At 54.8% G+C, this 13,130-nt stretch carries 9 protein-coding genes; 4 read left to right on the forward strand and 5 right to left on the reverse strand.

What is annotated here, in order from left to right:
• Positions 1 to 213 precede the first annotated feature (213 nt).
• Positions 214 to 1,419, forward strand: coding sequence for a cation:proton antiporter (locus DL239_RS02040; protein WP_167681724.1), 1,206 nt, complete (start codon positions 214 to 216; stop codon positions 1,417 to 1,419).
• Positions 1,420 to 1,464: 45 nt separating this feature from the next.
• Here DL239_RS02040 and DL239_RS02045 read toward each other — a convergent pair whose 3' ends face one another.
• The 5 genes from DL239_RS02045 to DL239_RS02065 all read right to left on the reverse strand — a co-directional run bounded on the left by DL239_RS02045 (position 1,465) and on the right by DL239_RS02065 (position 7,329).
• Positions 1,465 to 2,604 (reverse strand): Gfo/Idh/MocA family protein, encoded by a 1,140-nt coding sequence (locus DL239_RS02045; RefSeq protein WP_167681726.1) that lies wholly within the window; start codon positions 2,602 to 2,604, stop codon positions 1,465 to 1,467.
• A 1-nt stretch (position 2,605) separates the two neighbouring features.
• The gene (locus tag DL239_RS02050; RefSeq protein WP_167681728.1) at positions 2,606 to 3,664 is read right to left on the reverse strand and encodes a sugar phosphate isomerase/epimerase family protein; all 1,059 of its coding nucleotides are present in this window, start codon (positions 3,662 to 3,664) and stop codon (positions 2,606 to 2,608) included.
• Positions 3,665 to 3,735: 71 nt separating this feature from the next.
• A complete protein-coding gene (locus tag DL239_RS02055; protein WP_167681730.1) occupies positions 3,736 to 4,692 on the reverse strand; it encodes a substrate-binding domain-containing protein in 957 nt (318 codons plus the stop codon).
• A 97-nt stretch (positions 4,693 to 4,789) separates the two neighbouring features.
• A complete protein-coding gene (locus DL239_RS02060) occupies positions 4,790 to 5,767 on the reverse strand; it encodes an ABC transporter permease (RefSeq protein WP_240931682.1) in 978 nt (325 codons plus the stop codon).
• 38 nt (positions 5,768 to 5,805) lie between these two features.
• Positions 5,806 to 7,329, reverse strand: coding sequence for a sugar ABC transporter ATP-binding protein (locus DL239_RS02065; protein WP_206188303.1), 1,524 nt, complete (start codon positions 7,327 to 7,329; stop codon positions 5,806 to 5,808).
• 195 nt (positions 7,330 to 7,524) lie between these two features.
• On the opposite strand from DL239_RS02065, the gene DL239_RS02070 reads away from it, so the two are divergent.
• The 3 genes from DL239_RS02070 to DL239_RS02080 all read left to right on the forward strand — a co-directional run bounded on the left by DL239_RS02070 (position 7,525) and on the right by DL239_RS02080 (position 12,902).
• Positions 7,525 to 8,562 carry a LacI family DNA-binding transcriptional regulator gene (locus DL239_RS02070; protein WP_167681736.1) on the forward strand — a complete coding sequence of 346 codons (1,038 nt, stop codon included), beginning with the start codon at positions 7,525 to 7,527 and terminating at the stop codon, positions 8,560 to 8,562.
• A gap of 550 nt (positions 8,563 to 9,112) precedes the next feature.
• Positions 9,113 to 11,527 carry a M10 family metallopeptidase gene (locus DL239_RS02075; RefSeq protein ID WP_167681738.1) on the forward strand — a complete coding sequence of 805 codons (2,415 nt, stop codon included), beginning with the start codon at positions 9,113 to 9,115 and terminating at the stop codon, positions 11,525 to 11,527.
• Positions 11,528 to 12,053: 526 nt separating this feature from the next.
• Positions 12,054 to 12,902, forward strand: a complete 849-nt coding sequence (locus DL239_RS02080; RefSeq protein ID WP_167681740.1) for an alpha/beta fold hydrolase — start codon at positions 12,054 to 12,056, stop codon at positions 12,900 to 12,902.
• Positions 12,903 to 13,130 lie beyond the last annotated feature (228 nt).

A 13,130-nucleotide genomic window follows, 5' to 3' on the forward strand; every position in this document is an offset into this window, starting at 1 on the left:
AGCGGCAAGAGTTCAACATCGCTTAATAAAGCTTTTTTTGTTGGTTTATCGTACTCGCAATAAACACCATTTGGCGATCTTCATCTTCTCCTGCCCGGGGATTTTTCCAGTGTTCAGACAAATCTCCCTCAACAATTTCTTTGTGCTAGGGTGGCAAATGAATTGGCGAGGCCATCTCATGGGCAATGGTCGCTGCAGAAACGGAACATAACAATGCATAGCGAAGTTCTCATACTGGCGATATTTGCGTTTCTCTACAGCATAGTGGCTGGTCGAATAGAGCGCAGCGTGGTTTCGGGGCCGGTAGTATTTGTGTCGTCAGGCATCTTGATGGGCCCTCTGGTTCTTGGATGGTTTGAAGGCGAGATACTACTTCAAGGGCTGCGGGCGCTTGCAGACATGACACTGGTTCTGATCCTGTTCAGCGACGCGGCGAATGCTGAACTGTCGGTATTACGATCCAAATTGAAAATCCCGGCAAGGATGCTGTTGATCGGCCTGCCCGGTGTTATTTTGCTGGGTTTTGTGCTGGCCCTAGTACTGCTTGATACGCTGAGCATTTATGAAGCCGCCATATTAGGGATCATCCTGGCAGCCACCGATGCAGCCCTGGGCAAGGCAGTCATCGCAGACGAGCGTGTGCCAGATTGGATCCGGGCCAGCCTGAATGCTGAAAGCGGATTAAACGACGGAATTTGCGTTCCTTTCCTGTTTATTTTCATTGCTCTGGCATTAGAGGCAACTGGAACAGCGGCCAGCAGTGTCGATCCGCTGCTCATTGTTATCGAAGAGATAGGTATAGGCCTGGTGGTAGGCTTGGGCCTGACTTGGGTGGCAGGCCTCCTCCTTAAATTCAGCATGTCAAAGGGATGGCTGACGGAAGTTTGGGCGCAGGTGACAGTCCCGGCATTAGCGTTAGCCTGTTTTGCCTTGGCAACAGAGCTACACGGAAGCGGTTATATCGCAGCCTTTACCGGTGGCCTGTTGTTCGGGCGTCTTTTGGGAAAGTCCAAGCACCAATTTGTTGTAGCGGCCGAGGGCATCGGCGAAGCGCTTGCCATGCTGACCTGGCTTGTGTTCGGAATAGCAGTCGTTGCCGGTATTATTGGCTTGGTGACGTGGCAAATTATGATCTACGCCCTGCTCAGTTTGACCGTAGTCAGGATCCTGCCCATTTTCATTTCGCTAACCAGAACGGCCTCGACCAAGAAAGATCGATTATTTCTAGGATGGTTCGGCCCCCGCGGTCTGGCTAGCATCGTATTTGTTGTTATCGTTTTGGACAGTGATCTGCCGGGCGGCGAGGTTATTGCTCTTGTTGTAATTCTGACTGTGTTCCTTAGCCTTATCGCCCATGGGTTCACGGCCAAACCCTTGTCGAAATGGATTTCCAGACAACATTCGGGCACAGGCGACTAACCGCACCCGAATGTTATTCTGAAATCAGCAGTGGCAACCAAAGCCCTACAGCGAAACCCAAGCCGCATTTTCGTTGGATGAATTCACACAGGCCTGAATGAACAACATGCCTGTAAGACCATCCTGAACCGTTGGGAACACCACCTCGGGCGGCAACGGCGTATTGGTCTGCTTGGCGCGAATAGCCAGCGCCGCCTCGGCATAGATATTGGCAAAGCCTTCCAGGTATCCCTCGGGGTGGCCACCAGGTGTACGGGTGACGCGGTTTGCCGCTTCACCAGCCCCATTGCCGCCCCGAGTGATCAAACGCTTGTGTTCGCCAAACGGCGTGAACCACAGCTTGTTTGGTTCTTCCTGATCCCACTCGATCCCGCCCTTGGCGCCATAGACCCGCAAACGCAGCCCGTTTTCATTGCCCGGCGCAACCTGACTGCACCACAGCATTCCCCGCGCCCCACCAGCAAATCGCAGCATAACATGGGCGTTGTCGTCCAACGCACGACCCGGCACAAAACTTTGCAGATCTGCCGCCAGCGCCTCGGTCTGCAGTCCGGTGACAAAACTGAGCAAGTTGAAAGCGTGGGTGCCAATATCACCGACTGATCCCCCTGCCCCTGACCGGGCCGGATCGGTACGCCACTCGGCCTGCTTGTTGTCCTCAGGCTCAGTCAACCAGTCCTGTGGATATTCCGCCTGTACCACCCGGATATCACCCAAATCGCCGTTGGCGACCATCTCGCGCGCCTGCCGGATCATGGGGTAGCCGGTGTAGTTGTGGGTCAGAATGAACAGCCCATCCGAGCTTTCCACCACCTTCACCAAGGTCTTGGCGTCCTCTAAGGTCGAGGTCAGCGGCTTGTCGCAGATCACGTGAATGCCGTGTTTCAGAAACTCACGCGCCACCGGGTAATGCATATGGTTGGGGGTGACGATCGCCACCGCCTCAATCCCATCTTCCCGCCCGGCCTCCGCAGCGGCCATCGTTTTGAAATCTTCATAGGTGCGCGCAGGATCAAGCCCCAGCGCAGCCCCCGACGCCATCGCCTTTTCCGGCGTCGAGGACAGCGCCCCCGCCACCAGCTGAAACTCACCATCAATGCGGGCCGCAATGCGGTGGACAGCGCCAATAAAGGCATCATTGCCACCGCCAACCATACCAAGCCGGATAGGTTTCTTGTTGCTCATATCAGTCCCCCAGTCCCAGCATCTTACGATTTGCAACCTCGTCCGCGCCACCGCCTGCAAAGTCGTCAAAGGCGTGTTCTGTAACCCGGATGATATGGTCCTTGACGAATTGCGCGCCTTCGCGGGCTCCGTCTTCGGGGTGCTTCAGACAGCATTCCCACTCAACCACCGCCCAGCCGTCAAAATTATTAGCCGCCATTTTGGAAAAGATCGCGCCAAAGTCGACCTGCCCATCGCCCAATGAACGAAAGCGTCCCGCGCGGTTCACCCAAGACTGATAGCCCGAGTAAACCCCTTGGCGACCCGTCGGATTGAACTCGGCATCCTTAACGTGGAACATTTTGATCCGGTCTTTGTATATGTCGATGTTGTCGAGATAATCCAGACACTGCAGCACATAGTGGGACGGATCATACAGCATGTTGCATCGCGGGTGATTATCCAGCCGTTCCAGGAACATCTCGAATGTCACACCGTCGTGCAGGTCCTCACCGGGGTGGATTTCATAGCACACATCAACGCCCATGTTTTCTGCATGATCCAGAATAGGCCGCCAGCGTTTTGCCAACTCGTCAAAGGCGGTTTCAACCAGGCCTTCGGGGCGCTGTGGCCACGGATAGATATAGGGCCAGGCCAGCGCACCGGAAAACGTTGCGTGCTCGGTAATACCCAGATTGTAGCTGGCAGTGATTGCCAGTTTCACCTGTTCCACCGCCCAGGCCTGACGCGCCCTTGGATCGCCGCGCACATGCTCGGCTGCAAACCCGTCAAAGGCGTGATCATAGGCTGGGTTCACAGCAACCAACTGCCCCTGCAGGTGACTGGATAATTCGGTAATTTCTATGCCATTTTCAGCGGCAACACCAACCAACTCGTCACAATACGACCGTGAGCTGGCAGCCCTGACTAAGTCAATCAGACGCCCATCCCAGCTGGGGATTTGCACGCCTTTGTAGCCACAATCAGACGCCCATTTTGTAATATCCGCCCAGGAATTGAACGGGGCCTCGTCGCTAGCAAACTGCGCCAGAAAAAGGGCCGGTCCCTTGATCGTTTTCATGATAGTCCCTCCCGAAAAATGAAGGGGGCCATTTCGCCAGCCCCCTTCTTTTGCAACTTCAAACCTAAGAGTTAGAACGGCGAGTCAGGGAAATAGAAGCTTTTCGCGTTGTCCTGGGTGATGAGAGTTGCACCCAGAATATAGCGGCCAGCTACCGGACCATTAGATTTGAAAGACGCAACCGTTACATCCATTGCAGTTGCAATCATCGATGGTGGATACAGAACATCCACTGGGACCAGCTCATCGCCGTCCATGATCGACTTGATGGTTTCCTTCATGCCAGCACCGCCAACAACGAACATGCCATCACCGTCACGACCCGCTTGCTTCAGCGCAGCCACAACACCAATTGCGATGTCATCATCCTGCGCCCAGACGGCATCGATGTCCGGGAATCGGCTCAGGAAATCCTGCATCACTTCGAACCCGTCATCCCGGTTCCAGTTGGCATGTTTGTGATCCAGAACATTGATACCCGAACCATCGATTTCAGCCATAAAGGCGTCAAAGCGCTCGTTGTCGATCAGGGTCGGAATGCCCCGCAGGATCACGATGTTGTCGCCAGCTTCTAGGCGGCTTTTCATGTAGACCGCAGACACACGTCCCATTTCCGGGTTGTTCCCTGCCACATAGATGTCTTCGATCCCCGGCTGGCTAAGACCACGGTCAACAACCGTAATCCGCGCGCCTGTGTTTTTAACGTTCAACACAGGGTCTGTCAGCGGCTCGGATTCAAACGGCAGAACAACAAGCGCGTCGATCTTGTGGACCGACACCAGATCTTCCAGCGCACTTGCTTGTGCACTTGGATCAGGTGAGTTCACCAGGATCAGGTCAATGTCAGGATACAGCGCCTCAAGCCGTTTTTCAGCCTGCTCTGCGTGCCAGTTCATGCCGGCAGCCCAGGCATGGGTCGGCGTAGGATAGCTGACACCAATTCTAAGTTTCTCAGCAGTCGCCGCACCTGCGGTTAGTGACAATGCGCCGGTAAAGGCCAGTGCTGTCAGGGTTTTCAAGGTCTTCATAGTAACTCCTCCACTCTTAAATCTGGGCGCACCTCTCCAATCCGGTGACGCCCGGTTCGTCTCACTTAGGAATACTTTCTCCCTTAGTTTTAAGTTCTTAGCTCTTGTTGGCTTTTGCCTTGCCCCAATCTCCGCGCTGCAACCACACCGCGATGATAATGATCAGACCCTGCATCGTACCGTTCAGGTAATTTGAGATCAGATCGGTAAAGTTCAGAATATTGCCGATGGTGGTCAGGATCAGCGCGCCCAGAATGGTGCCGCCAATCCGGCCATACCCACCCTTCAGCACGGTACCGCCAATGATCACCGCCGCGATGGCCTCCAACTCCCACAGCACCCCGGTAGACGATGACGCCGAGCCAAGCCGTGGCACATAGATGATGGTCGCCAGCGACACACATAGCCCTTGGATCACATAGGTCATGGTCTTGATCCGGTCGACTTTGATGGCCGAGTATTTGGCAACGGATTCATTGGACCCAATCGCGGTGCAGTAGCGGCCAAATGCGGTCCGGTTCATCAGCAGCCATCCACAGATCGCCACTACGATGAACACCCAAACCGGCGTTGGCAGGCCTAGCACGCTGCCGTAATAGACCGGGCGATAGACGCCACGGATGGCAAACTCTAGCGACAGCGTGCCGCCGTCAGCAAAGTAGGTGACCAGCGAGCGATAGATGCCCATGGTGCCCAGCGTCACAATAAAGGCTTCAATCTTACCCTTGGTGGTCAACATCCCATTGATCCACCCGGCACCCAGCCCCAACAGAATAGAACAGCCACAGCCAAGCAACACAGTGGCCAGCCCCGGCCCCAGCGTTTCCATGGCTGAATTCATGATAATGATCATCACCCCCGCAATCGCCGCAGCCATGGATCCAACCGACAGATCAATACCTCCGGCGGTAATCACAAATGTGGCGCCAACCGCGATGATGCCAATAAAGGCCGAGCGGGTCAGCAGATTGGTCAGGTTGCCCTCACTCAAAAACGCCGGGTTCAATAGAAAGCCGATGATGCACAACAGGATCAGCGCAATGGCAGGGCCTGCTGTCTTGATGTCAATCCGCATCCAGTTGACTTTTGTGTCGGTGCTTGCTGTCACGTCGCTCATCCCTTGCTCTCCCGCTTCAGTCCTGCGGCATAGCGCACGATCTCATTTTCATTAATGTCGTCGCCTGTCAGCACGCCCATCACCTGCCCCTCGCGCATCACCACAACCCTGTGGCTGATGCCGATAACCTCGGGCATTTCAGACGAGATGATCACAACCGACACGCCTTCGGCGGCCAGCGCGGCAATGAAGTGATAGATTTGTTGTTTGGTACCAACGTCGATACCGCGCGTCGGTTCATCAATGATCACAATACGCGGATCGCTCTCCATCACCTTGGCTAACAACAGTTTTTGCTGGTTGCCACCCGACATTTCACCCACGTTGATATTCGCGTCACGGGTGCGAATATCAAAACGGCGAATAGCCCGCTCCAGCGCCTTATCCTCGGCGGCGACATCCAGACCAAATCGACGCACGAACTTTGGCAGCGAGAAAAGCGTAAGGTTGGGCCGCATCTTTTTGTCCAACAACAGACCTTTGGCTTTGCGATCTTTGGTCAGATAAGCCACACCTGCATTGCGCGCCGATGCGACGTTTTCAAACCGCGTTTCGACCCCATCAACCAAAATCTGTCCCGACACGATCGGCGCTAGACCGCAAATTGCCTCAAACACGGCAGTGCGCCCTGCCCCAATCAACCCCGAGAACCCCAGGATTTCCCCCCTGCGCAGGTCAAACGAGACATTGTGAACATCCGTTGCACAAAGATCATGAACCTCTAGCACCCGCACCGCATCAACGTCGGCCTCGTGCATGGGCGGATACAAATCAGACAGCTCGCGACCCACCATCATCTGTGCCATCGCATCCGGTGTCAGCGTCTCAGCCTCTTGCGAACCAATCCACTGGCCATCCCGCAGAACCGTCACGCGATCTGCGATCTGTTTCACCTCAGACAGTTTGTGCGACACAAACACGATTGCGACGCCCTTGGCTTTCAGCCGCTCAACCTGACGGAAAAACAACTCCGTTTCAGCCTCGGTCAGTACTGCCGTAGGCTCATCCATGATCAACACACGGGCATTACGGCTAATCGCCTTAGCCACCTCGACCATCTGTTTTTCAGCAATAGACAGGTCCGAAATCCGCGCCGAGGGGGAGATATCAACGCCGATGTCCCGCAGATAGCCAGACACCAACGTGCGCATTTTCTCACTTTGTAGCATGCCCCGGCTGGTCAGCTCCCGACCCAGAAAGATGTTTTCCTCGACCGTCATCTGCTCGGCCAGGTTCAGTTCCTGATGGATCAGGACAATCCCAAGCGTCTCGGCCGCACCATCCGGCGGCAGCGTCACCTCGGCACCGTCATACAGGATGCGACCTGACGTCGGCGCGTGAAACCCAGACAGAATTTTCATCAATGTGGACTTGCCGGCGCCGTTTTCACCAATCAACGCGTGTACTTCACCTGGGTGAATTTCCATGCTGACACTGAACAACACCGGCACAGACCCAAAAGACTTGCTAATGTGGTCTGCCGTCAAAACTGACGTAACTGCCGGTGCCTCGTCAAACATCTTCTTCCCCATTAACAGCTGAGTAAACTCGTAAACACAAATTCGATGTAAACCTTTTCATTCGCGGTGTAAACCTTTACATTTACCAATGCAAACCTTTTCAGGGGCAGCCAAAGCCGCTATAGACCTGCCTAAACACTTGCAAAACAATGGCGAAACCTACCGCAAGCACGCCGAAATTGAGGATCATGAGTTTTGGAAGAAACACCTGACAGACCAGCGACTATCGAAGACGTTGCCAAGCTGGCAGGCGTCTCTATCGCGACGGTCAGCCGGGCGATTCGAAAACCCGAGAAGGTCGCCGAGAGCACCCGCAAGAAAGTCACCGCCGCCATTGCCCGTACGGGGTACATCGCCAACGCCATGGCGCAAAACCTGCGCATGCAGCGATCGCGGATGGTAATGGTCCTGACCCAATCCATCGCCGACCCAAATTTCCCTGGCATTCTGATCGGTCTGGAAAAGATCGCCAATGACCGCGGCTATGGGGTTCTGATCGGCAATACCGAGGGCACCATCTCGCTCGAGGAAAACCACATGCGGTTCCTGTCCTCTGGCATGGTGGATGGGCTGATCCTGCTAACCGGGCACCTGCCTGTTGCGGGCAGCCCCAGCAACCCCGTCTCAGCTTTCCCGCAAATCGTGGCCGCAAGCTGCCCAGTCAGCCGCGCTGACCTGCCTTATGTCGGGGTCGATGATGTTGCAGCCTCAAAGATGGCGACCGAATACCTGATCTCTCTGGGACATCGCAAAATAGCCTATATTGCCGGCGACAGCAGCGACGCTGTATCCGACCTGCGCCACGATGGATACCGCAAAGGCCTGGCCGAGGCAGCCGACCCCCTGCCCGTCTGGCGCGTTGACGGCGATGGATCCAGCGAAGGCGGTCGCGCGGCTGTTGAACGGCTGTTCATCAAGGACACGCTGCCGACTGCATTCTTCTGCTACAACGATGATACAGCAATTGGTGTCATCAGCGCGCTGAAACTGCGCGGCTACCGAATACCTGAGGATTTCTCGGTGATCGGATTTGACGACATCCCCTTTGCCAACAACATTACCCCAGCACTGACCACGATCCGTCAGCCCCGAAACCAGATCGGCGAACTGGCGATGGAGCAACTGCTGGATCGACTGGCAGGCAAGGACACAACGACGCTTGAAACACTGTTGCACGGCGACCTAGTTGTTCGTGAAAGTTGTGGCCCAGCGCCCACTGATCGCAACCGCTAACCTAACTAGAATTCTCTATTTTCAACCACAGGACTTGCAAACCAAGCCTCGTGTAAAGCTGTCTAAAATCCTCAGCATCTTTTAAAACTGGGCTCGATGGCCAGTTTCATAGCATCTTGAGCCAGCTTTATTTGTTTCCCCGCCCCGCCAATTTCTGGCCACAGCTGACGCTGCGTTGGCCTAATGCTTTTTCGCCAAAGTGAAAATTCTGCGCTACACCACCCCGGCGTGCTTACACCACTTCCCCCAGGCCAAGCTGCAAGCCACAGCGACAGGATGCCTTTAGAACGTCACATTCGGCGCGACCTGTAAAAACTGAATTAGTCGGCCTGCCCGGAAAACCCGATTTTAAGTTACTGCTGCAATGGTGCCGACGTCGATAAAACGCCGCAAGACTAAGGATTTTGACTTGGCGAAACTCGCTCAAAGGGCGATCGTAACATAGTTGAGTCACACGCAGTACTCACAACCTAAAGAAGCATCAAGCCAGACGCAAAACCTTCATTGCGTCGCTGGATCAGCACGGCTTGGAACGAGACGGGAAGACTGAATGACTACTTTTTCAAACCTGCAAACTTACCCAAACCAGCTTCATCACACAGAAGGGCCCACATCGTCTGCCAGAGTGTCAGAAACGATAGACGCTGCGGCGACGACCGCGACGACTTACTCTATTTCTGTTGGTGATACGTTTGCCGGAAACCTGTCCACCGGTGACCGAGATTGGATTGGGATCGAGCTGCACGCCGGAGAGGTCAATACATTCAATCTCGAAGGCGCATATGGCGGCAGCGGTACACTCGCCGACCCGTATCTACGCCTTTACAACTCCGCCGGCGAAATGGTTGCCTCCAATGACGACAATGGCAAAAGCCTGAATTCGACAATGGTTGGGGCTGTTGACGTCAGTGGCACCTATTATGTCTCTGCTGGCAGCTACAGGGACAGATATGCCGGAACCTACGAACTATCAGTCACTTCGGGCGGCCCCTCAGGCCCGGACCCAGTACTGGGAACACTGAATGAACTGGCCGCCTACCTGACCGACGGTTTTTGGGCGGACAACAGCTTTATTCGCCATAGCTTTGATACATCGTCTAGCAACGTCATCTCAGTAAACCTGACCGGCCTAACCGCAGCCGGACAACAACTGGCGCGTTGGGCATTTGACGCCTGGGAAATGGTCGCTGATATCCTGTTCGACGAAACCACCAATACCGATGCGGATATCCGTTTTCAGGATCACGATAGTGGCGCCTACTCAAGCTCGCATAATGTCGTTGGCGGCAACACAGGATATTCCATCGTCAATGTCTCTACATCCTGGATCGACTCTTACGGAACCACTATCGACAGCTATTCCTTACAGACCTATCTCCACGAAATCGGCCATGCCTTGGGGTTAGGCCATCAGGGCGATTACAACGGAAGAGCCGCCTACGGCACGGATAACAGGTTTACAAATGACAGCTGGCAGCTGTCGCTGATGTCCTACTTTAGTCAGGCAGAAAACACCGAAACCGACGCCAGCCGAGCACTGGTACTTACACCAATGATGGCGGATATCATCGCCATTCAGGACCTCTACGGCGCGGCCAACGGCAACAGCGAAACAGCAGGCGACACAATCTGGGGAGCCAATTCTAACCTCGGCGGTCCACTTGGCGTGTATTTTGGCAACCTGACAACAAGCACCAACACCTACGGTGGCGGCACCATTGCCTTTACGATCCACGATACCGAGGGCACAGACACACTGGACACCAGCCCCTTTTCAACCGCAAACCGGATCGAAATGCGGGGTGGGTATTTTTCTGATGTGGGCGGCCTGATCGGCAATGTAGGCATTGCGGTGGGCACCCTGCTAGAGAACCTGATTTCCGGCTCCGGTAACGACACAGTCACAGGCAATACCGCCGACAACACCATTGAATTGGGCGACGGCGACAACCGAGCCTACGCACAGGCAGGCAACGACACCGTAACAGGTGGCAGTGGCGCGGATAAACTCTACGGAGAAACCGGTATGGACCGGCTAATCGGTGGGCTTGGCGCTGATACCGTCAGTGGTGGCGATGACGCAGACAAGCTATATGGTCAAGGCGGGTTAGACAGCCTGTATGGTGGATCGGGGAACGACACCCTCAGCGGTGGGAATGACGCAGACAAGCTATATGGACAAGACGGCGCAGACCGGCTCTTTGGCGGATCGGGCAACGATACACTCGTCGGCGAAGACGGCGCCGACAAGCTATATGGCGAAAACGGTACAGACCGATTGTTCGGCGGATTGGGGAACGACACCCTCAGCGGTGGGAATGACGCCGACAAACTATATGGAGAGGATGGTCTGGACTACCTATTTGGCGGATCGGGCAACGATACCCTCAGCGGCGGAAATGACGCGGACAAACTATATGGGCAAGACGGCGCAGACAGCCTGTTTGGTGGCTTGGGCAACGACACCTTAAGCGGCGGAACCAACTCTGACAGGCTGTACGGAAACGAAGGAAATGATCGGTTGTTCGGAGAAGACGGCTCTGACCGGTTGTTTGGTGGCCACGGCAATGATCTCTTGCACGGAGGCAACCAGAATGACCGCTTGTACGGCGAGGATGGCGCTGACAGGCTGATCGGCGGTTCTGGCAATGACTTTTTGCTGGGTAACAGCGGCACCGACCGGTTAGAAGGTGAGGACGGCGATGACATCCTGATTGGCGGAACAGAGGCAGATGTCTTTGTCTTTACAGATGGCAGCTGGGCGGACCGGATTACCGATTTCTCCACCACGGAAGGCGACCGGATCCTGTTTACAGGCGTCACAGCACTGACATCCTTTGCCGATGTAACAGCCGCGGCCTCGCAGATAGCTGACGGGCTACTGATTGACATCGGCAACGGCGGATCAGTGCTGCTGGAGAACCTGCTGCTTGCCGATCTGGATAGAAGTGACTTTATTTTCTAAGTCGACTGAACGCCAAAAAAACAAGACCGGCCCAAATTGCATTTGGGCCGATTTCAAGTAGTATCCAGACTGGCCGCTCGCCTTCTTTTTTGGGCAGCACTAGCCACCCCGCGAAAAACAACGGCTCTGAGGATACGGTAATGAAAGCACATTATATTCTTCCGGCTCTTTTGATCTTGGCCGCCTGCGACACCCCTAATAGTGCAGCGCGAACGTCGACGAATGGCAGCACCGAGATAAAACTTCAGGGAAACCTGAACTGCTGGGACAACCAGTGTATGCAATACCATGCACATAACGGTTCATTCTCACTACCGGGGCGCAGATCAGTAAGGGCCCCCGCTGGCGCAGTCCAGACCGGCGGCTATATGTCCGTCGATGCCTTTCAACAGGTCTATACGCAGGCCCGCCGCGCCTCATTCATCAGATCCGACGACAGATAATTTTCCGCTGAAAAGCTAAATTTAACAAGCCGCGACTTTCGCCCATGGGGTCGCCGAAACTTGATTGTAAAAGGAATGACCAAATGCGCGGCCCCCAATTTTCACTGGTCAAGGCACTAGGCCACAAAGTGCACGTCACCGAATGGGGAACCCGGAACAATCAACCGCTGGTCATGTGGCACGGCTTGGCACGAACAGGTCGGGATTTTGATGAACTGGCCGCAGCACTGTCAGACCGATATTTCATCATCTGTCCCGATACAATCGGCCGTGGCCTGTCCAGCTGGTCGAGCGATCCGAAATCTGACTACTGTATCGACGCCTACGCACGCCTCGCCATTGCACTGATGGATCACTACGACATGAACAGCGTGGCTTGGCTCGGAACCTCTATGGGAGGGGCAATAGGCATGCACTTGGCCGCCAGCCCCGATGCCAGCCGCATCTCTTGCCTGATTGTCAACGACATCGGGCCCGAAGTTCCGCAGTCAGCCATTGACCGGATTGTTCAATACGTCTGCGAACCGCCAGTGTTTGATCACATATCCGCGGCCCACGATTGGCTGCGCAACACCTACGCCCCCTTTGGCCCAGCCAGTCCAGAGTTCTGGCAGCGCATGACACGCGCCTCTATACGGAGGACAGATCAGGGCAATATCACACTCCATTACGACCCCGCCATTACCCAACAGTTCTTATCATCCGCAGGCATCAAATCCACATGGAGCGACTACGCCACGATAACCCTGCCAACCCATGTGATCCGTGGCATGTCGTCGGACATCCTGACAACTGAGATCCTAACCCGCATGCAGCTCAAAGGCCCGCGCCCTCATGTGACACAGATACCAGACTGCGGACACGCCCCTACCCTTTCACGGCCCAAAGACATTCAGATGGTCAGCGAATTACTAGCGGTCCTTTGTAGTTAAAGACCCAAACAACCGGTCGATTCCGGAAACGAATCACTCGCCAAACAGCCTAATTTGCAGGGCAGATCAGCCTATTCCCCCTCTTTTACGCTACTATCACCGGTAGTTTACAACTGACTTTTAATCGCTTTCCCAAGTAGCATCAGCCTATAGACCACCTCGCAGCAACCACCGTTTCCAAGCGGTGGAAGGTGGTCAAATCAAACTCACAGATCTGAAAACCAACAG

This window comes from Parasedimentitalea denitrificans (genome assembly GCF_011813015.1).
GTDB lineage: Bacteria > Pseudomonadota > Alphaproteobacteria > Rhodobacterales > Rhodobacteraceae > Parasedimentitalea > Parasedimentitalea denitrificans.

Coding starts and splice junctions, on each gene's coding strand:
- DL239_RS02040 (WP_167681724.1), top strand. CDS start 214: ATGCATAGCGAAGTTCTCATACTGGCGATATTTGCGTTTCTCTACAGC.
- DL239_RS02045 (WP_167681726.1), bottom strand. CDS start 2,604: ATGAGCAACAAGAAACCTATCCGGCTTGGTATGGTTGGCGGTGGCAAT.
- DL239_RS02050 (WP_167681728.1), bottom strand. CDS start 3,664: ATGAAAACGATCAAGGGACCGGCCCTTTTTCTGGCGCAGTTTGCTAGC.
- DL239_RS02055 (WP_167681730.1), bottom strand. CDS start 4,692: ATGAAGACCTTGAAAACCCTGACAGCACTGGCCTTTACCGGCGCATTG.
- DL239_RS02060 (WP_240931682.1), bottom strand. CDS start 5,767: ATGCGGATTGACATCAAGACAGCAGGCCCTGCCATTGCGCTGATCCTG.
- DL239_RS02065 (WP_206188303.1), bottom strand. CDS start 7,329: ATGTTTGACGAGGCACCGGCAGTTACGTCAGTTTTGACGGCAGACCAC.
- DL239_RS02075 (WP_167681738.1), top strand. CDS start 9,113: ATGACTACTTTTTCAAACCTGCAAACTTACCCAAACCAGCTTCATCAC.
- DL239_RS02080 (WP_167681740.1), top strand. CDS start 12,054: ATGCGCGGCCCCCAATTTTCACTGGTCAAGGCACTAGGCCACAAAGTG.